Here is an 18,564-nt window from a genome sequence, read left to right as displayed (position 1 = left end):
CGCGCCGGACTCCTAGAATGGGGAAATGTCAGGCACAGCCCCTTCCCCCGGTCGCCCCCACCGCCGCGTCGGCTTCATCGCGAGGCGCCGCGCCGCGCTCGATGCGCGGTACGAGGTCGCAGAGTCCGCGGCGAGCGTCACCGAGGCCACCGCGACCGCTGCTGCGGCTTCCGGGTCGGTGCCCCCGGGCATGCAGATCGCCGGCGCGTGGGCGTGGCGGCTCCTGGTCATCGCGGGCGCACTGGCGGCGCTCCTGTTCGTGCTGTCGCAGTTCTCCCTGGTGATCATCCCGCTCCTCATCGCCGTCGTGCTGAGTGCGCTCCTGGTCCCGTTCAAGAACTTCCTGATACGCCACCACTGGCCGAAGTGGCTGGCGATCGTCGTGTCGATCCTCAGCGTCTTCATCGTGATCGGCGCGCTCGGTTTCCTCGTCACCACGCAGATCTCGTCGGGCTACGCCGATCTGAAGACGCAGAGCACAAATTCCTACAACGAGCTGCGCGACTGGTTGAAGACCGGCCCGCTTCAGCTGAGTGACGACCAGATCAGCGGATACATCGGGCAGGCGTTCCAGGCCATCCAGAACGACAGCTCGGCTCTCGTCAGCGGGGCGCTGAGCGTCGGGTCCACCCTGACCCACGTGCTGACCGGCGTGCTGCTGGTGCTCTTCTCGACGCTGTTCATCCTGATCGACGGAAAGGGCATCTGGAACTGGCTGGTCCGCGTCTTCCCGAAGCGCGCACGCGCGGGCGTCGACGGGGCGGGCAAGGCCGGGTGGCAGACCCTGCAGAGCTTCGTGAAGGTGCAGATCCTGGTCGCGTTCGTCGATGCCGTCGGAATCGGGCTCGGGGCCTTCCTGCTCGGGGTCCCGCTCGCCGTGCCGGTGGCGGTGCTGGTCTTCCTGGGCTCGTTCATCCCTGTCGTCGGCGCCGTGCTCACGGGCGCTGTCGCCATCTTCATCGCGCTCGTCTACAACGGTTGGGTCATCGCCCTCGTGATGCTCGGCGTCGTTCTGCTCGTCCAGCAGATCGAAGGCCATGTGTTGCAACCGCTTGTCATGGGAACGGCGGTCAAGGTGCATCCGCTGGCAGTCGTGTTGGCTGTAGCGGGGGGAAGTATCATCGCAGGTATCCCGGGCGCCTTTTTCGCTGTGCCACTCATCGCCACCCTGAACGTGATGGTGAAGTACATAGCGAGCGGAACCTGGCATGCGAAACCCGACCCGAAAGAACCGACACCCGATGCTTGAGACCCCCGCGCCTTCGCAGACCCTTTCCGCCGTCCCGCTGCTCGCCGACATCCAGGCCGCGCGGGCCGTCGTCTCGAAGGTCGCCCAGAGCACCCCGATGGAGACCTCGCGGTACCTCGCTGAGGTGCTGGGCTCCGAGGTGCTGCTGAAGCTCGAGAACCTCCAGCGCACCGGCTCCTACAAGATCCGTGGTGCGTACTACCGGATGTCGCGGCTGACCCCCGAAGAGAAGGCGCGCGGTGTCGTGGCGGCCTCGGCCGGAAATCACGCGCAGGGGGTCGCTTTCGCGGCCCGAGAACTCGGCATCAAGGCGACGATCTTCATGCCGCTCGGCGTCGCCCTCCCGAAACTGCAGGCGACGAGAGACTATGGCGCCGATGTGCTGCTGCGCGGCCACACCGTCGAGGAACCCCTGGCCGCGGCGGCGGAGTTCGCCGCGACGACCGGTGCCGTGCTCATCCCTCCCTTCGATCATCCCGACGTCATTGTCGGCCAGGGCACGCTCGGGCTCGAGATCTTCGAGCAGGCTCCGGATGCGCGCACGGTCATCGTTCCGATCGGCGGCGGCGGCCTGATCTCGGGGGTGGCGAGCGCACTCAAGCAGCGCGCCGCGGCCGAGGGGCGGAGCATCCGCATCATCGGAGTGCAGGCTGCGAACGCTGCGGCCTACCCGCCCTCTCTCGCCATGGGGGAGCCCACGCTGATCCGCACGTCGGCGACGATCGCCGACGGTATCTCGGTGGCGAAGCCCGGTGCCCTGAACTTCGAGATCATCCGCGAGCTCGTCGACGAGATCGTGACGGTGAGCGAGGCCGACATCGCCCGGGCCATCCTCGTGCTGCTCGAGCGGGCGAAGCTCGTGGTCGAGCCGGCCGGCGCGGTCGGCGTGGCGGCGATCCTCTCCGACCAGGTGGGGGAGGATCCGGGAACGACCGTCGTCATCCTCTCGGGCGGCAACATCGACCCCCTGCTCATGCAGCGTGTGATCAGCCACGGGCTCGCCGCCAGCGACCGGTACCTCAAGCTCAAGATCATGCTGCCCGACCGCCCGGGCCAGCTCGCCCGCACCGCCGAGATCGTGGCGGAGGCGAACGCCAACGTGATCGAGGTGCTGCACACGCGGCACGGGCGGGGCCTGCAGCTCAGCGAGGTCGAGCTCGAGCTGAGCATCGAGACCCGCGGCCCCGAGCACCGTGCCGAGGTGGTGGCCAAGCTCCGCGACGCCGGCTACGACGCCCGCCTCGTACTCGACTGACCCGCCCCGCTCCCGCCCCGCTCCCGCTCCCGCTCCCGTTCCGCTCCGCTCTGTCGGCACCCACGCCGCCACATTCGAGTGGGCAGTTCCGGCCCTCAAACACGAAACATGGGGCCGGAAGTGCCCACTCGATGAGATGACGAAGGGCCTCCGGGGCGGGCGGGGCCGGGGCGGAGGGGTCAGCCCGTGTAGTTCTCCACGGCCGTCACCTTCACCGTGATGGCACGGCCGTTGGGCGCCTCGTAGGTGGTGGTGTCGCCGACCGCGAGGCCGAGGATCGCCGTGCCGAGCGGGCTCTTCTCGGAGTACACGTCGAGGTCGCTCTCGCCCGCGATCTCGCGGCTGCCGAGCAGGAACACGCTCTCGTCACCCGCGATGACCGCCGTGATGACCGTTCCGGGAACCACGACGCCGTGGCTCTCGGGTGCCGCACTGACCTGCGCCGTCTTCAGCAGGTTGGTGAGGAACCGGATGCGCGCCTCGATCTTGCCCTGTTCGTCTTTGGCGGCGTGGTACCCGCTGTTCTCCTTGAGATCGCCCTCTTCACGGGCAGACTGGATCTTGTCGGTGATCTCCTGCCGCCCGGTCGTGCTGGCGTATTCGAGTTCGTTTGCCAGACGGTCGTACGCCTCCTGGGTCAGCCAGCTGACTTCTGCGTTCTCCGCCATGCGAACTCCTTAGCTCAAAGCGATGATTTTACGTGAGCCAGCAGCTGTAGATCAAACCCGTGACGGCGGGCTCGGTCGTCAGCACCGTGGTCGTGACCTCCTGGTCGCGCTCTGTCGAGGCCGGGATGTCGACGACTTTCCAGCCGACGACGGCATGTTGCTCGTTCTGGGCCTGCACGGCGCAGGCGGTCGCGATACCGCGGTCGACCGACACGTCGAACGTCACATCGACGCGGGTGTTGCTGACGATGACATGGCCCTTGTCCTGAGCATTGACTGTGGATCGCGAGCTGTCGAGCCCCGCCCAGACGACCCACGAGCCGATCACGACGACGACGGCAGCCCCGAAGGCGAGCGCGATCAGACGACCGCGGCCCCGGGATTTCGCCGTGTCCCCGTAGCGTTCCCCGCGGACGGTGGATGCTGGTGGCCGTGTCGAGGAGGGAGCCAGTGCCTCCGAGGCGGCCGCGAACGGTCCGTCTTCGCTCCGCTCGTCTTCGCTCACGTGCCAGCTCTCCTTGGTGGGTACCCGGCCCGAGGGAATGAAGGCCCGGGCCGAACGATTAGTCTGGTCGAGTCGGAATTCTCCGGCATAATCTTCGACCCTGACTACAGGGTAGTTCGCTTAGCTGAGGAGTTGAGACAGCTGGTACTTCGTCTCATGGCCGTGCACGCCCATCCCGACGACGAATCGAGCAAGGGTGCCGCCACCTATGCCTACTACGTGGACCGCGGAGACGCGGTGATGGTCGTCAGTTGCACGGGCGGCGAGCGTGGCGACATCCTGAACGACGGGCTTGAGCTTCGTGCGTGGGGCGACCGCGACATGCCGGGTCTCCGCCGCGTCGAGATGGCTGCTGCCCAGGCCGCGGTCGGGTTCGAGCACCGCTGGCTGGGGTACGCCGATTCCGGGCTCCCCGAGAACGGCGAGCCTCTGCCCGCGAACGCGTTCGCCGCGATCGATCCCACGCTCAGCGTGCGTCCGCTGGTGCACCTCATCCGCGAGCAGAGGCCGCAGGTGCTGCTGACCTACGACGAGAAGGGTGGCTACCCGCACCCCGACCACATCCGGTGCCACGACATCTCGGTGCTCGCCTACGAGCTCGCCGCAGATCCGTCGTACGCGCCCGAGCTCGGCCCGGCCTGGCAGGTTTCGAAGCTCTACTACGACCGCATCTTCAGCTCGCAGCGCATGCGGGCCATCAGGGACCTGCTCGTCGAGACCGACCCCGAGAACCCGCTGATCGCCTCATTCACCGAGATGAAGCGGTGGATGGACGAGACGCCCTACCTCGCGACCACACAGGTTCCCGCGGGAGCCTTCTTCGGCGCCCGTGACAACGCGCTTCGCGCCCACGCCTCGCAGGTCGCACCCGACAGCGCCTTCTTCTTCTGGCCCAACGAACTGCAGCAGCAGGCCTGGCCGTTCGAGGACTACCAGCTCATCGACTCGAAGGTACCGCTCTTCGAGGCCGGCGAGGGAGAGTTCGAGAGCGACCTCTTCGCAGGCATCGACGACGACGGATGGTCGGTGAAGTGAGTCTCGTCGTGTCCGCTTCAGCGGGCATCCACACCGCCATCGGGACCGCTCTCGGCTGGCTGGCCGAAGTCACGCCCGAACCGACGCCGACCACCGCTCCGGCGTTCAACCCCGACACGGTGACCCCCGGAACGATCGGTTTCATCGTGACCCTGGGCGTCATGGTGCTGGCCGTGCTGCTGATCATCGACATGACGAGGCGGGTTCGCCGCGTGAACATGCGTGCCCAGGTGGCCGAGAAGCTGGATGCCGAAGAGGCCGCGCGCGCCGCCGCCGATCGCGGTCCGGGTGCCAAGGGGCTCGACGCCAAGAAGTAGGTGGCTCAGCCGTTGAACGGGGGATTGACCGCGATCAGCAGGATGCCCGTCCAGTGGCATGCGAACGCCACCAGGGTGAGAGCGTGGAAGACCTCGTGGAACCCGAACACGCCGGGCACGGGGTTCGGCCGCTTGAGCCCGTAGGCGAGCGCTCCGAGCACGTACGCCAGGCCGCCGACCAGCACCAGCGTCATCGTTGCGGCGTTGGCTGTGAAGATGTCGACGATGAACAGCAGCGCGGCCCCGCCCATCAGCACATAGAGCGGGGTGTACAGCCACCGCGGGGCGTCGATCCAGAACACGCGAAAGCCGATTCCGAGCACGGCAGCCACCCAGACGGCGATCAGCACGAATGTGCCTTTGCCCGGGGGCAGGGCGAGCACGGCAAGGGGAGTGTAGGTGCCCGCGATCAGCAGGAAGATGTTCGCGTGGTCGATGCGTTTGAGCAGCCGCTTGATCTTCGGCTTCCAGTTGAAACGGTGGTAGAGCGCAGAGTTGCCGAACAGCAGCAGCGAGGTGAGGGCGAACACGGCGCTGGACGTCTTCGCGGCTGCGCCGTCGGCCAGCACGATCAGCACGATCCCGGCGGCGATCGCGACCGGGAAGGTTCCGGCGTGAATCCAGCCCCGCCAGGTGGGTTTCACCTCGGCGGGCGGCGCGGCAGCAGAGGCGACCGATTCGGCCTCCGCACCGGCCTCCTGAGCCTCCGCGTCGTCGAGAAGCGGCAGATGGGGCAGGGGAGTACCGTCGTCGGTCAACGACGAATCGGGCTGTGCGGGCATGATTCCACCCTAGTCGGGGCGCGCCCGGCACCCGCTGGGAGTTTGGGCGCGCGGAGGGTAGCGTTACCTCGTGCGAAACAGGCAGGACACCCCGGGGAGAGGCCTGCTCTACGGGCTCTACCAGAAGAGGCTCCGCCGGGAGCTGGATGACGGCAACCTCCCGCACCACGTCGCGATGATCATCGACGGCAATCGACGCTGGGCCAAGCAGAACCTGCTCGAGACGGCCGCGCACGGCCACCGGGCGGGGGCCGTGAAGGTGCGCGAGTTCCTCGAGTGGTGCGACGACCTCGGCATCTCCATCGTCACTCTCTACCTTCTCTCGACCGACAACCTCTCGAGCCGGAGCGAAGCCGAACTCACCGAATTGATCGAGATCATCGCCCAACTGGCAGAAGAACTCTCGAACTACCGTGACTGGCGAATCAAGCACGTCGGCAGCAACGAGGGCCTCCCCGACCGGCTGGTGGATGCCCTGACCGACGCGGAGCACCGCACTGCCGGGCATCCGGGACTCCACGTCAATCTCGCCGTCGGGTACGGGGGACGAAGCGAGATCGCGGATGCCGTGCAGAGCATCATCCGGGCGCACCAGGATGCCGGCCACTCGCTCGCCGAGCTCGCGGCGAACCTCGACGAAGAGCTCATCAGTGCGCACCTGTACACCGGCGGGCAACCGGATCCGGATCTCGTGATCAGAACATCTGGCGAACAGCGTCTCAGCGACTTCATGCTCTGGCAGAGCGCACACAGTGAGTTCTACTTCATGGAGGCGCTCGGCCCTGACATCCGGCAGGTCGACTTTCTGCGGGCGCTCCGGGACTTCTCACGGCGCAACCGCCGTTTCGGCAGCTGACCGCGTCGACCGGATGACGCGGGGAGAGGTCAAGCCCTTGAAGCGTGGCCCGAACATCCGGAACATCGATCGTGTACACATTCGCGCACGACAAGAGAAACGGTGAAATCGGATGAAGGGCAAAATCTTGCTGGTGATCGGCTTCGGGGCCGGATACGTCGCGGGTTCAGCGGCTGGCCGCAGGCGCTACGAGCAGATCAAGTCGAAGGCCGAGGCGGCATGGAATCAGCCGCAGGTGCAGAAGGCCGTGCACAACGCCGAGCAGTTCGTCGCCGACAAGGCGCCGCTCGTGCAGGAGAAGCTCACCGACGCAGCCAAGGCGGCGCCCGGTGTGATCAAGGATGCGGCGGCCAAGGTGCGGGGCGCAGCCGACGACGTGGCCGACAAGGCCCAGGATGCGGCTGGCGATCTCGCGAAGAAGACCTCCTGACATCGTCCGGTTCCTCTCCCGTAACACAACGTTAATGTCTGCTGGGGTGTGTCGATTCGTTTCGGCGCACCCCTTCGGCATAGGTTGATCGCATCAGGTATGGCACCTGATCGAGGCGGCCACATAAGTACGTTTCGATACCAGCCACGGTCTTGAGAGAGGCTTGGCGGCCGCTTCGCCGGAAAGAGATCCGGGTGAGCAACGCCGCCCGGGGTTGGAGTACTTGTGCCCGATCAGAAACTCAAGAAGTCCGAGACCACCAGCCAGAAGACGGCGGAGCGCACCTATGTGCTCGACACGTCTGTACTGCTGAGCGACCCGAAGGCGATCTTCCGGTTCGCCGAGCACCCTGTGGTGCTTCCGGTTGTGGTCATCTCCGAGCTCGAATCCAAACGGAACGACCCGGAGATCGGTTACTTCGCACGCCAGGCCCTTCGAAACCTCGATGAGCTCCGCGTGCTGCACGAACGGCTCGACTTCCCGATCGCTGTCGGGGATGCGGGCGGGAGTCTCCGCGTCGAACTGAACCACTCGAACACGTCGGTGCTGCCGTCGGGCCTGCAACTGCAGGACAACGACTCGCGCATCCTCGCCGTCGCGCTGAACCTGTCGAACGACGGGCTCGACGTGACCGTCGTGTCGAAGGACCTGCCGCTCCGGGTCAAGGCCGCGTCGATCGGGCTGGCCGCCGAGGAGTATCGTGCCGAGCTCGCCGTCGATTCCGGCTGGACGGGCATCGACTCGATCACGCTGAGCGCCGCCGACATGTCGAAGCTCTGGGACCAGGACGGCATGGACACCCCGCTGGTGTCCGACATGCCGATCAACACCGGGCTGGTCATCCATTCGGACCGTGGATCGGCTCTGGGCCGTGTGAACGGCAAGCACTCGTTCCAGCTGGTGCGCGGTGACCGCGATGTGTTCGGGCTGCACGGGCGCTCGGCCGAGCAGCGCGTGGCGATCGACATGCTGCTCGACCCCGAGGTCGGCATCATCTCGCTGGGGGGTCGAGCCGGTACGGGGAAGTCCGCTCTGGCCCTCTGCGCCGGGCTCGAAGCGGTGCTCGAGAAGCAGCAGCACAAGAAGATCATGGTGTTCCGGCCGCTCTATGCGGTGGGCGGTCAGGAGCTCGGCTTCCTGCCGGGCGACGCCAGCGAGAAGATGAACCCGTGGGCGCAGGCGGTCTTCGACACGCTGGGTTCGCTGGTGTCGCAGAATGTTCTCGACGAGGTGGTGGAGCGCGGCATCCTCGAGGTGCTGCCGCTGACGCACATCCGGGGTCGTTCGCTCCACGATGCGTTCGTGATCGTGGATGAGGCGCAGTCGCTCGAACGCAATGTTCTGTTGACCGTGCTCTCCCGGATCGGCCAGAACTCCCGCGTGGTGCTGACACACGATGTCGCGCAGCGCGACAACCTGCGCGTCGGCCGGCACGACGGAGTCGCGTCAGTGATCGAGACATTGAAGGGTCACCCGCTCTTCGGCCACATCACTCTGACGCGTTCGGAGCGCTCGGCGATCGCGGCGCTGGTGACGCAGATGCTGGAGTCGAACGAGCTGTAGTGGGAGCGCGCGGGCGTGGTCTGGCTGGCGGCTGGCGGCTGGCGGGCTGCGGGCGGTGCGCGGCGGCCTGGATGAGCTGAGCCTGTAGCGGGGGCCGGGTGGCCTGTGGATAACTTCTGCGGGCATCCGGCCCTTTCGTCTACGGTCTGCGGATGCCCGTCGATCTCCTTCTCGCCCCGTCTCTCACCCTGAACGCTCTTCACGCTCTTCACGCTCTGCTGCCCTCTGCGCTGGCATGGCCTGCGCTCATTGCGCTCCTGCCCGTGCTGTATGTGGCCTCCGCCACTCCCTTCCTCGTGGTGTTCGACGTGCGCCACCGCCGCCTGCCGAACGTCATCGTGCTGCCCGGCCTCGCGGTGGTCGCTGCCTCCGCGACCGCGACGGCGCTCTGGGCGGGTCTCGATCCGGGAGTCACCGCCCTGGTCGCGGGCGTGACCCTGACCGTCTTCGTGGTGTTCCGCGCGGCGGGCGCCATCGCGTCGGGCGATGTGAAGCTCGCGGTACTCCTCGCGGCGGCACTCGCCCCCGTCGCGGGAGCCAGCCTCGCTCTCTACGCCCTCGCCGGCAGCATCACGGCCCTGACGGCCGGCCTGGCCTCGTTGCTGCTGCTCGCCCGCGCACGACGCCGCGCGGGCCCCCGCACCGCCCACCCCGCTCCCGACATCCCTCTCGGCCCGTTCCTGCTCCTCGGCTTCTGGGTGGCGCTGACGGCCGCGATCGTGCATCCCTGGGGGTGACTCGCCCGGTTCAGGCGCCGAAGACCTTCGCGCGCAGAAAGTCGTTGTGGAACTTCTGTCCCGGGTCGACCTGTTGGGCGAGCCTGGTGAAGTCGGGCAGACGGTCGTACAGCGGTGCGATCTCGGCGACTCCTGCCGTAAAGACCTTGCCCCAGTGCGGGCGCGCGCCGAACGGGGCGAGGGCAGCTTCGAGGTCGGGCAGCAGGGCTTCGACCTCCGCTCCGAGCGGTTTCCACGTGAAGTGCAGCGCGACCGAGTCGCGGCCCGAGGCCGTGCTGAGCCAGAAGTTGTCGGCGGCCACGGTGCGGATCTCGCTGATGAAGAGCAGCGGGGTGATCCGGTGGGCGAGCCCCCGAAGCGCTTCGAACGCTGCGATCGCGTGCTCGCGGGGAATGAGGTACTCCGACTGCAGCTCGTCGCCCTTCGAGGGGGTGAAGTCGAGCCGGAAGTGCGGCAGGCGGTCGATCCACGCACCCGGAAGACCGAGCTGCTCCGTGCAGGCCTCCGCCGCGACATCCGGCAGCGGATGGCGACGCTCGGTGGCCGAGCGGGTTCCGAAGAACCGCTCGCCGAGGCCGGCCGCACCGCTGTCGTCGTTGTCGTCACCCTCGGCGCCCTCGCCGGCACCACCCTGGGCGCCGCGGTGCAACGCGTGTCGCCCCCGGCGCTGCTTCAGCCACACCTGGTCGACCGTGTCGTTGGCCCAGTTCGTGAAGAGGCTCACGCTGTACGCGGCCGACGTGATCTCGTCGAGGTGAAGAGCGAGATCGTTCCAGGCCAGGTTCTCGAACACGGAGACGGCCACGTCGAAGGTCGGTTCGATGTCGAGGGTCAGCTCGCTGATCACGCCGAGGGCACCGAGGCCGACCGCATATCCGCCGAAATCGTCGTCGCCCCGGCTGACATCGACCAGTGAGCCGTTCGCCTGCACCAGCTGCAGCGAGGCGATGGATGTCGCGAGGTTGCCGTTCCGGTCGCCGGAGCCGTGCGTCGCCGTCGCCGTCGCCCCGCTCACGGAGATGTGCGGCAGCGACGCCAGGTTGGCGAGCGCAAAACCGTGTCGCTGCAGGTACTGCCCGAGAACGCCGTAGGTGACTCCCGCCGTCACTCGCACGGTCATCGACTTCATGTCGATCTCCATCACGGGGGTGAACCGGTCGAACGAGACCAGGATGCCCGGCGTGGCCGCGATCGTGTTGAAGGAGTGCCGCGAGCCGAGCGGGCGCACCACAGCAGCGTCTGCGACGTGCTCCTGCAGCTCACCGAGCGTGCGGGGCCGGCGGAGCTTCCTCTCTCCGTAGGAGACGTTGCCCGCCCAGTTCTTCTCGCTCACCGGCAGTTGGCCCGTTCCCGGTTCAGGCCGTGACCTGGGGCGGACGCGTCATCGACAGCACGTCGAGCGCTGTGTCGAGCTGCTCCAGCGTGACCTCGCCGCGCTCGACGAAGCCGAGATCGATGACGGCCTCGCGCACGGTGAGGCCCTTCGCCACGGAGTGCTTGGCGATCTTCGCTGCCGCTTCGTACCCGATGATGCGGTTCAGCGGCGTGACGATCGACGGCGACGATTCGGCCAGAGCCCGGGCGCGCTCGAGGTTCGCCTCGAGCCCCGCGACGGTCTTGTCGGCCAGAAGCACCGACGACGTCGACAGCAGGCGGATCGACTCCAGCAGGGCCGTGCCCATCACCGGGATCGCGACGTTCAGCTCGAACGAGCCCGACGCACCCGACCAGGCGATCGACGCGTCGTTGCCGATGACCCGCGAGCACACCTGCAGCACGGCCTCCGGGATGACCGGGTTGACTTTTCCGGGCATGATCGAGGATCCGGGCTGGAGATCGGGGATGTGCAGCTCACCGAGGCCGGTGTTGGGGCCGGAGCCCATCCAGCGCAGGTCGTTGCAGATCTTGGTGAGGCTGACGGCCAGCACCCGCAGGGCACCGGATGCCTCGACCAGCGAGTCGCGGGCGCCCTGCGCCTCGAAGTGGTCGCGGGCCTCGGTGATCGGCAGGCCGGTCTCCGACGCGAGCAGCCGGATGACCAGCTGGGGGAATCCGGCCGGAGTGTTGATGCCCGTGCCGACCGCTGTGCCGCCGAGCGGAACCTCGGCGACGTGCTTCAGGGTGCCCTCGACGCGCTCGATTCCGAGGCGTACCTGAGAGGCGTAGCCGCCGAACTCCTGGCCGAGGGTGACCGGCGTCGCGTCCATCAGGTGGGTGCGGCCCGACTTGACGGCGGTCGCCCACAGCACCGACTTCTCCTCGAGGGCTTCGGCGAGGTGGGCGAGGGAGGGAACGAGATCGTTGATGAGGGCAGCGGTGACAGCGACGTGAACAGAGGTCGGGAAGACGTCGTTCGACGACTGCGAGGCGTTGACGTGGTCGTTCGGGTGCACCTTCGATCCGAGGCGTTCCGAGGCGAGGCTCGCCAGCACCTCGTTCATGTTCATGTTCGTGGAGGTGCCACTGCCGGTCTGGTAGATGTCGATCGGGAACTGGTCGCCGTGCTCGCCTGCGGCGACCTCGTCGGCGGCCGAGGCGATGGCGTCGGCGATGCCGCGCTCCAGCACCCCGAGCTCGGCGTTGGCCAGGGCGGCGGCCTTCTTGATGAGGGCGAGGGCCGCGATCTGGGCCGGCTCGAGCACGTCACCGGAGACCGGGAAGTTCTCGACCGCGCGCTGCGTCTGGGCGCCGTACAGGGCGCTGGCCGGAACCCGCACCTCGCCCATCGTGTCGTGCTCGATGCGATACTCGGTGCCGGCTGCGTTCTCCACCACTTCGTGGTTCCTTTCGGTAGGTGCGCGGCCCGATCGGGACGCGCGGGTTTTCGTTATGGAAGCTTTCGAATCACTCAGCGAAGCGAGTGAGAGGTCAGATCTCGCCGATGACCACGTCGGGCTCGGCGCGCCCCTCCGAGAGACGGTAGTTCGCGCCGACGATGGCGAGCCGCCCGTCGGCGATCGCCTCGGAGATCATCTCCGAGCTCTCGAGCAGCTCGGCGATGGTGTCCTCGAGGTGGTACTTGCCCACGGCGTGCGCGTCGACCGGGACCCCTTCGGGCGCACCGGAGGCCGCAGCCTCGCCGGCGACCCGCCTGACCGCCGGGATGATCGGGCTGATCAGGTTCGCGATGTGGATCGGCAGGGGAACGGCATCCGGAGCCAGCGAGTCGATCGCCGCCTTCACTGCGCCGCACTCGTCATGCCCGAGCACCACGATGAGCTGTACGCCCAGCACACCCACCGCGTATTCGAGGCTGCCGACGACCGACTCGGAGATGACCTGCCCGGCGTTCCGCACGACGAAGAGGTCACCGAGGCCCTGGTCGAAGATGATCTCCGCGGCGAGCCTCGAGTCGCTGCAGCCGAAGAGCGCCGCGCGCGGGGTCTGCTGGGCGGCGAGGCTGTTGCGGCGATCGACATCCTGCCGCGGGTGCTGCGGCGTGCCCGTGATGAAGCGCTCGTTGCCGGCGAGCATCTCCCCCCAGGTCTCGGCGGGAGTGGTGGCATCTTCGATCGTGCTCACGAACCGGCTCCTGTCGTCGGTGCGGCACCAGCGGTCGGCTGGGCTGCGAGGTTGGATGAGAGTGCGGCGGCGACGAGTTCGAAGTCGGCATCGTCCGCCGTTCCGTAGAGCACGTAGGTGCTCCGCCCGGCCGTGGCGGTGAGGGCGTACTCGGCGTTCCCCACGTTCTGCGAGGTCGTGCGGTTGTCGTACACGGTCCACTGGATGCCGTCGACCGTGATCGTCGACGAAGCAGCCGTGTCGTGCACCTGGTCGGAGAGCCAGCTGTCGTTCGCATCGACGCCCTGCGCGAGTGCCACGAAGGTGTTGGATGGCGTCAACAGCCCGACGTACCAGTAGGCGACGCCGTCGTTGCCCCGGCGGATCTCGGCGGCATTCGACGACCAGCCCGCCGGCAGTTCCGGCGAGGCGACCGGCACCGGCAGTGCGGCCTGCGCGCTCGTCGCCACCGAACGGTAGTCGATCGTCTGTCGCTGGGAGGTGTCGTCGCGCGGCACGAGCAGCACGATCACGATGACCACAGCGACGCAGACGATGAGCGAGAGCCACAGGTTGTTGATCGTCTTGTTGGCGCGGTATTTGCGCGACTGCTCGGCCTTTCGAGCGGTCGTCTCCTCGAATGTCTCGGGCCTACCGAGTTCGGCGACGACGCGCGGAGGTTTCTGGGCCACGGGCTACTCGGCCCTCGTCGAAGCGGTGGCGCGAGCCGCATCGAGCCGGGTCTTCGCCCCGATCAGCCATTCCTCGCAGCGGGCCGCAAGTGCCTCGCCCCGTTCCCAGAGTGCCAGCGACTGTTCGAGAGTGGATGCTCCGCGCTCGAGTTCGTTCACGACCCGAACCAGTTCGTCGCGCGCCTCTTCATAGCTGAGCGCGCTCGTACCAGCGTCGCGTGAATCAACGGAGGGAGTCGGCATGGCTCCAATCCTATCCGCGACCGGGGGCCGGGGCCTCGCCCTCGGAGCGGGCTGTGAAAGTTCCCTCGGCAAGGGTGATTGTGAGCGAGGAGTCGGTGAGGGCATCCGATGGCCGCCGCACGATACCACCGCCTGGGCCCTGCACGATCGCGTACCCGCGGTCGAGGGTGCTCTGCGGGGAGAGCGCCCGGAGTCGCGCTCCCAGTTCGCCGGTGGTGTTGCCGGCCCGTTCGAGCACCCGGTTCAGCAGCTCCACCCCGCGAGCCACGTAGCGGGTGAGGTCTTCTGCCCGCGAATCCACGATCCAGGACGATTCGGCCAGGACCGGCCTCGATCGCAGCTGCTCGACACGGTCGATCTCGTGCCGCACGAACGCGCTCACCCGGAGCGAGAGCCGGGCGCGGGCCTGGTCGACACGGTCGAGCTCCTCCGAGACATCCGGCACCACCCGTTTCGCGGCGTCGGTCGGCGTGGAAGCCCGGAGGTCTGCCACCTCGTCGAGCAGCGGCCGGTCGGCCTCGTGCCCGATCGCACTCACCACGGGTGTCGCGCACGCCGCCACAGCGCGCAGCACGCTCTCGTCGCTGAAGCCGAGGAGGTTCTGAAAGTCGCCGCCGCCGCGCGCCACGATGATCACGTCGACCTCAGGATCGGCGTCGAGCGTGGCGAGAGCCGCCACGACCTCCCGGGGCACGCGGTCGCCCTGCACCGCCGTGTGAACGACCCGGAACGACACGGAGGGCCAGCGCAGCTGCGCGTTCCGCAGCACATCCTTCTCTGCGTCGCTGTCTTTGCCCGTGATGAGCCCGATCGTGCGGGGCAGGAACGGCAGTGCCTTCTTGCGCGACGCGTCGAAGAGCCCCTCCGAGGCGAGTTGGTGGCGGAGGCGCTCCAGGCGCTCCAGCATGTCGCCGAGGCCCACGTGCCGCATCTCGAAGACCTGCATCGAGAGCGTTCCGGCCTTCAGCCAGTAGTTCGGTTTGAACAGGGCGATGACGCGGTCGCCCTGTTTGAGATCGTCCGGCAGCTTCGCCTTCACCGACGACCAGATCGTGAAGCCGATCGTGACATCTTCGGTGAGATCTCTCAGCTTGCCGTAGACATTGCCGCCGCTCACGCCCCACTGGGTGATCTCGCCCTCCACCCACGCCGTGCCGAGACGGTCGAGGTAGGACTTGATCTTGCCGGAGAACACCGAGACCGGCCACGGGCTCTCGAGGGTCGGGGGACCGCTCGGATCGAACGCAACGGCCAAGCCCACACCTCCTGCACGTAGAATCATCAGGTGAGCAACGCAACCGTCAGTCTGCCGATGCCGAGAATTCCCGGCGTACGCAACAGGCTAAAGGATACCCCCGTCATCGGCGCCAAGAGGGTGCTGCTCGCTGCTCCCCGGGGCTACTGCGCCGGGGTCGACCGGGCCGTCGTCGCCGTCGAGAAGGCCCTCGAGCGCTACGGCGCGCCGGTCTACGTGCGCAAGCAGATCGTGCACAACGTGCATGTCGTCTCGACCCTTGAGAAGCAGGGCGCGATCTTCGTCGAAGAGGTGGATGAGGTCCCCACCGGCTCGCACGTCGTCTTCAGCGCCCACGGCGTGTCGCCGGCCGTCGTGCAGGGTGCGGCCGACCGGGGCCTCCAGGCCATCGACGCGACCTGCCCGCTCGTCACGAAAGTCCACCGCGAAGCCGTGCGTTTCGCCCGGGACGACTTCGAGATCCTGCTGATCGGCCACGAGGGCCACGAAGAGGTCGAAGGCACCGCGGGGGAGGCGCCCGAGCACACCACGCTCGTCGGCAGCCCCGACGAGGCAGACACCATCGTCGTCCGCGACCCCGACCGCGTCGTGTGGCTCTCGCAGACGACCCTCAGCGTCGACGAGACCATGGAGACCGTGCGGCGCCTGCGGGCCCGGTTCCCGAACCTCCAGGATCCGCCGAGCGACGACATCTGCTATGCCACCCAAAACCGGCAGGTTGCCATCAAGAAGGTCGCCGCGGGCAGCGACCTCGTGATCGTCGTGGGTTCCGCGAACTCGTCGAACTCGGTGCGCCTCGTCGAGGTCGCTCTCGAATACGGTGCCAAGGCGGCGTACCGCGTGGACTACGCGCACGAGGTCAAGCAGGAGTGGCTCGACGGCGTCAACACGGTCGGTGTCACGTCCGGGGCATCCGTTCCCGAAGTTCTCGTGCAGGAACTGCTCGACGACCTGGCAGGTGCGGGGTACGGCGACATCGAGACCGTGCAGACGGCTGAGGAAGACCTGATCTTCTCACTGCCGAAAGAGCTCCGCCAGAGCTCGTCGGGTGCTCAGGATGCGCGGGCACTCGGCGGCCGTCGCAGCTGAGGTGTGAGGCAGCCGACTTGTAGGCTTGGGGTCAACGAGAAGGGGAATCTCCATGACGTCAGGCCTCCCAGTCGCAGCACTGGAACTCCGCGGTCTCAGCAAACGGTTCGGTGACAAGGTCGCCGTCGAGAATCTGAGCCTCACCGTTCCGACGGGATCGTTCTACGGCCTCGTCGGCCCGAACGGCGCCGGAAAGACGACGACGCTCTCGATGGCCACGGGCCTGCTGCAGCCGGATGCGGGGCAGTCGATCATCCACGGCGTCGACATGTGGCAGCATCCGCTCGAAGCCAAACAGCTCGTGGGAAATCTCTCCGACGGCGTCAAACTGTTCGACAGGCTCACCGGTGAGCAGCTCGTCACCTACAACGGCCTGCTGTTCGGAATGAGCCGCGACACGGTCGCCGAGCGGGTCGCCGACCTGCTGAAGCTGCTCGACCTCGAGAGCGCCGCCGGAACCCTCGTCGTCGACTACTCGGCCGGCATGACCAAGAAGATCGCCCTCGCCTGCGCCCTGGTGCATGCGCCGAAACTCCTCGTGCTCGATGAGCCGTTCGAGTCGGTGGATCCGGTTTCGGCCGCGAACATCCGCGACATGCTGACCGACTACGTGCGCGGCGGGGGAACGGTCATCGTCTCGAGCCACGTGATGGACCTGGTTCAGCGCATGTGCGACCACGTCGCGGTCGTCTCGGCGGGCCGTGTGCTCGCCGCCGGCACCGTCGACGAGGTGCGCGGCGAGGCGTCGCTCGAAGACCGCTTCGTGGAGCTCGTGGGTGGGCGACACCACACGGAGGGGCCCTCATGGTTGCGACACTCCTGAGGCTACGCTTCCTCGTCCTCCGCAACTCGTTGAAGCGGAGCACCTGGCAGCTGGTCGCCGTCATCATCGGCGCGGTCTACGGGCTGGGCGTGGTCGGTGTGGCGGTGATCGGCCTCGTCGCGCTGTCGTTCGCCCCGCAGGAACTCGCCGCGACGGTCATCGTGCTCGCCGGCTCCGCTGTCGTGCTCGGGTGGATCGTGGTGCCCCTCATCGCAGCAGGCGTCGACCAGACGCTCGATCCCGCGCGGCTCGCGCAGTTCCCGCTGCCGATGCCGAAGCTCCTCGTGGGGCTGACGCTCGCCGGGGTTCTCGGGGTGCCCGGCGTCATCACGTCGATCGCCTCGCTCGCCACCGTGGGGTCTTGGATCCGCTACCCGGTCGCTGCGGCCGCCGCGGTCGTCTGCGCGGCCCTCGCCGTGCTCACCTGCGTGGTCGGATCCCGCATGGTGGCCGCCCTCAGCGTGAGCCTGCAGTCGCAGCGGAGGTTCCGCGAGATCAGCAGCATCCTGATCTTCATCCCGCTCATCCTGCTCGGCCCGATCATCATCGGCGTGAGCCAGAGCGTGCGGAATTCGGCCGACGCCCTGCCGCAGGTGGCGCGGGCGCTCGGTTGGACTCCGCTCGGCGCCGCCTGGAGCGTGCCTGCCGACCTCGCTGCCGGAGATGTCGGCGCGGCCGCGCTCAAGTTCATCATCGCTCTGGCGACGCTGGCGTTGCTCGTCTTCCTCTGGCGCCGCAGTCTCGCAGCGGCGCTCGTCTCACCGCACGCGGCGGCGTCCAAGCGGGTCGCCCGCGGCAAGATCGGCCTGTTCGGGGTCTTCCCGGCCACTCCGGCCGGCGCCGTCGCCGCGCGCTGCCTCACCTACTGGCGACGCGACCCCCGGTATGCGCGCCAGCTCATCGTCGTTCCGCTCATCCCTGTGCTGCTCGCGTTCTACTCGAACAACATGCACTCGTTCACCCTCCTGACGCTCGCGGGCCCTCTCGTCGCGTTCCTCCTGTCGCTCGCGACGCTCGCCGACATCTCCTACGACGGCACCGCGTTCGCCGCCCACCTCGCCGACGGCGTGCGGGGGAGGGATGACCGGCTCGGCCGCGTCGCCGCTCTGGCCGTGATCGCGGTTCCCGTCGTGCTGGCGCTCACCCTCATCACCGTGGCGATCGCGGGGGCGTGGCACGAGCTCCCGCTCATCCTCGGGCTGGCTTTCGGCGCGCTGCTGTCGGGCTTCGGCCTTACCAGTGTGTCGTCGGCGCGCATCATCATCCCCGTGCCGGCCGCAGGTGACAACCCATTCAAGTCGGCGCCCGGGGCCGGGTTCACGACGGCGCTCAGTTCGTTCGCGACCTGGGGCATCCTGATCTTGCTGGTGCTGCCCGAGATCGTGCTCACGGTGGTCGGCTACGTCACCGGCTCCCTGCTGGTCGGGTGGATCGGGTTGGTCGTGGGGCTGGTTCTCGGAACAGTGATCGCCATCGCGGGCATCCGCATCGGCGGCCGTCAACTCGACCGCTCAGGCCCGCAGCTGCTCAGCCGTCTGAAGACGCTCCGCGGAGCGTAGCGGCA

Annotated in this window: 20 protein-coding genes; 11 read left to right on the top strand and 9 right to left on the bottom strand. The window is 67.7% G+C overall.

Annotated elements, in window-relative coordinates:
* The first annotated feature begins 25 nt into the window (after positions 1–25).
* Positions 26–1,249, top strand: a complete 1,224-nt coding sequence (locus B7R21_RS12525; RefSeq protein ID WP_116283588.1) for an AI-2E family transporter — start codon at positions 26–28, stop codon at positions 1,247–1,249.
* On the top strand, positions 1,242–2,504 hold the full coding sequence (ilvA, locus tag B7R21_RS12520; RefSeq protein ID WP_116283587.1) for a threonine ammonia-lyase: 1,263 nt from the start codon (positions 1,242–1,244) through the stop codon (positions 2,502–2,504). The genes B7R21_RS12525 and ilvA overlap by 8 nt, the downstream gene beginning before the upstream one ends.
* A 179-nt stretch (positions 2,505–2,683) precedes the next feature.
* Here the strand turns inward: ilvA and greA are convergent, their stop codons facing one another.
* Together greA and B7R21_RS12510 are read right to left on the bottom strand one after the other, a co-directional pair.
* Positions 2,684–3,172 (bottom strand): transcription elongation factor GreA, encoded by a 489-nt coding sequence (gene greA, locus B7R21_RS12515; protein ID WP_116283586.1) that lies wholly within the window; start codon positions 3,170–3,172, stop codon positions 2,684–2,686.
* A 28-nt stretch (positions 3,173–3,200) separates the two neighbouring features.
* Positions 3,201–3,677 (bottom strand): DUF4307 domain-containing protein, encoded by a 477-nt coding sequence (locus B7R21_RS12510; RefSeq protein WP_216364224.1) that lies wholly within the window; start codon positions 3,675–3,677, stop codon positions 3,201–3,203.
* A 156-nt stretch (positions 3,678–3,833) separates the two neighbouring features.
* On the opposite strand from B7R21_RS12510, the gene mca reads away from it, so the two are divergent.
* Positions 3,834–4,712: a mycothiol conjugate amidase Mca gene (mca, locus tag B7R21_RS12505; RefSeq protein WP_116283584.1), complete on the top strand. Its 879-nt coding sequence runs from the start codon at positions 3,834–3,836 to the stop codon at positions 4,710–4,712.
* Complete coding sequence (locus tag B7R21_RS12500; RefSeq protein WP_253259792.1) at positions 4,709–5,029, top strand: hypothetical protein; 321 nt, start codon at positions 4,709–4,711, stop codon at positions 5,027–5,029. Before mca ends, B7R21_RS12500 begins: the two co-directional genes overlap by 4 nt.
* Positions 5,030–5,034: 5 nt before the next feature.
* On the opposite strand, the gene trhA is transcribed toward B7R21_RS12500, so the two are convergent.
* Positions 5,035–5,811, bottom strand: coding sequence for a PAQR family membrane homeostasis protein TrhA (gene trhA, locus B7R21_RS12495; protein ID WP_116283583.1), 777 nt, complete (start codon positions 5,809–5,811; stop codon positions 5,035–5,037).
* Positions 5,812–5,881: 70 nt separating this feature from the next.
* Here trhA and B7R21_RS12490 point away from each other — a divergent pair, with 70 nt between their 5' ends.
* The 4 genes from B7R21_RS12490 to B7R21_RS12475 all read left to right on the top strand — a co-directional run bounded on the left by B7R21_RS12490 (position 5,882) and on the right by B7R21_RS12475 (position 9,397).
* A complete protein-coding gene (locus tag B7R21_RS12490) occupies positions 5,882–6,667 on the top strand; it encodes an isoprenyl transferase (protein ID WP_116283582.1) in 786 nt (261 codons plus the stop codon).
* A gap of 112 nt (positions 6,668–6,779) precedes the next feature.
* Positions 6,780–7,097: a YtxH domain-containing protein gene (locus B7R21_RS12485; protein WP_116283581.1), complete on the top strand. Its 318-nt coding sequence runs from the start codon at positions 6,780–6,782 to the stop codon at positions 7,095–7,097.
* A gap of 225 nt (positions 7,098–7,322) precedes the next feature.
* Positions 7,323–8,660, top strand: coding sequence for a PhoH family protein (locus B7R21_RS12480; protein WP_253259791.1), 1,338 nt, complete (start codon positions 7,323–7,325; stop codon positions 8,658–8,660).
* 152 nt (positions 8,661–8,812) lie between these two features.
* On the top strand, positions 8,813–9,397 hold the full coding sequence (locus B7R21_RS12475; protein ID WP_116283580.1) for a prepilin peptidase: 585 nt from the start codon (positions 8,813–8,815) through the stop codon (positions 9,395–9,397).
* A 10-nt stretch (positions 9,398–9,407) separates the two neighbouring features.
* Here B7R21_RS12475 and B7R21_RS12470 read toward each other — a convergent pair whose 3' ends face one another.
* From B7R21_RS12470 to xseA, 6 genes are all read right to left on the bottom strand, one after another.
* Positions 9,408–10,730, bottom strand: coding sequence for an FAD-binding protein (locus tag B7R21_RS12470; protein ID WP_116283579.1), 1,323 nt, complete (start codon positions 10,728–10,730; stop codon positions 9,408–9,410).
* A gap of 22 nt (positions 10,731–10,752) precedes the next feature.
* Positions 10,753–12,171: a class II fumarate hydratase gene (locus B7R21_RS12465; RefSeq protein WP_116283578.1), complete on the bottom strand. Its 1,419-nt coding sequence runs from the start codon at positions 12,169–12,171 to the stop codon at positions 10,753–10,755.
* 94 nt (positions 12,172–12,265) lie between these two features.
* The gene (locus B7R21_RS12460; RefSeq protein ID WP_116283696.1) at positions 12,266–12,871 is read right to left on the bottom strand and encodes a carbonic anhydrase; all 606 of its coding nucleotides are present in this window, start codon (positions 12,869–12,871) and stop codon (positions 12,266–12,268) included.
* A 44-nt stretch (positions 12,872–12,915) separates the two neighbouring features.
* Complete coding sequence (locus B7R21_RS12455; protein WP_116283577.1) at positions 12,916–13,590, bottom strand: DUF4245 domain-containing protein; 675 nt, start codon at positions 13,588–13,590, stop codon at positions 12,916–12,918.
* A 3-nt stretch (positions 13,591–13,593) separates the two neighbouring features.
* A complete protein-coding gene (locus B7R21_RS12450; RefSeq protein ID WP_116283576.1) occupies positions 13,594–13,833 on the bottom strand; it encodes an exodeoxyribonuclease VII small subunit in 240 nt (79 codons plus the stop codon).
* Positions 13,834–13,843: 10 nt separating this feature from the next.
* Complete coding sequence (gene xseA / locus B7R21_RS12445; RefSeq protein ID WP_253259790.1) at positions 13,844–15,088, bottom strand: exodeoxyribonuclease VII large subunit; 1,245 nt, start codon at positions 15,086–15,088, stop codon at positions 13,844–13,846.
* A gap of 57 nt (positions 15,089–15,145) precedes the next feature.
* On the opposite strand from xseA, the gene B7R21_RS12440 reads away from it, so the two are divergent.
* From B7R21_RS12440 to B7R21_RS12430, 3 genes are read left to right on the top strand one after another with little or no spacing between them, the layout of a single operon-like run.
* Positions 15,146–16,177, top strand: a complete 1,032-nt coding sequence (locus B7R21_RS12440; RefSeq protein ID WP_116283695.1) for a 4-hydroxy-3-methylbut-2-enyl diphosphate reductase — start codon at positions 15,146–15,148, stop codon at positions 16,175–16,177.
* 52 nt (positions 16,178–16,229) lie between these two features.
* A complete protein-coding gene (locus B7R21_RS12435; protein ID WP_116283574.1) occupies positions 16,230–17,000 on the top strand; it encodes an ABC transporter ATP-binding protein in 771 nt (256 codons plus the stop codon).
* Positions 16,982–18,559, top strand: coding sequence for a transporter (locus B7R21_RS12430; protein ID WP_116283573.1), 1,578 nt, complete (start codon positions 16,982–16,984; stop codon positions 18,557–18,559). The genes B7R21_RS12435 and B7R21_RS12430 overlap by 19 nt, the downstream gene beginning before the upstream one ends.
* Positions 18,560–18,564: the final 5 nt, after the last annotated feature.

Origin of the sequence: Subtercola boreus (assembly GCF_003399625.1) — a bacterium.
GTDB classification, from domain to species: Bacteria; Actinomycetota; Actinomycetes; order Actinomycetales; family Microbacteriaceae; genus Subtercola; species Subtercola boreus_C.
Note: the sequence above shows the minus strand (reverse complement) of the source record. Positions and strands in the feature narration are given on the sequence as shown.

Coding starts and splice junctions, on each gene's coding strand:
- B7R21_RS12525 (WP_116283588.1), top strand. CDS start 26: ATGTCAGGCACAGCCCCTTCCCCCGGTCGCCCCCACCGCCGCGTCGGC.
- ilvA (WP_116283587.1), top strand. CDS start 1,242: ATGCTTGAGACCCCCGCGCCTTCGCAGACCCTTTCCGCCGTCCCGCTG.
- greA (WP_116283586.1), bottom strand. CDS start 3,172: ATGGCGGAGAACGCAGAAGTCAGCTGGCTGACCCAGGAGGCGTACGAC.
- mca (WP_116283584.1), top strand. CDS start 3,834: ATGGCCGTGCACGCCCATCCCGACGACGAATCGAGCAAGGGTGCCGCC.
- trhA (WP_116283583.1), bottom strand. CDS start 5,811: ATGCCCGCACAGCCCGATTCGTCGTTGACCGACGACGGTACTCCCCTG.
- B7R21_RS12485 (WP_116283581.1), top strand. CDS start 6,780: ATGAAGGGCAAAATCTTGCTGGTGATCGGCTTCGGGGCCGGATACGTC.
- B7R21_RS12475 (WP_116283580.1), top strand. CDS start 8,813: ATGCCCGTCGATCTCCTTCTCGCCCCGTCTCTCACCCTGAACGCTCTT.
- B7R21_RS12460 (WP_116283696.1), bottom strand. CDS start 12,871: ATGCTCGCCGGCAACGAGCGCTTCATCACGGGCACGCCGCAGCACCCG.
- B7R21_RS12450 (WP_116283576.1), bottom strand. CDS start 13,833: ATGCCGACTCCCTCCGTTGATTCACGCGACGCTGGTACGAGCGCGCTC.
- B7R21_RS12440 (WP_116283695.1), top strand. CDS start 15,146: ATGCCGAGAATTCCCGGCGTACGCAACAGGCTAAAGGATACCCCCGTC.
- B7R21_RS12435 (WP_116283574.1), top strand. CDS start 16,230: ATGACGTCAGGCCTCCCAGTCGCAGCACTGGAACTCCGCGGTCTCAGC.
- B7R21_RS12430 (WP_116283573.1), top strand. CDS start 16,982: ATGGTTGCGACACTCCTGAGGCTACGCTTCCTCGTCCTCCGCAACTCG.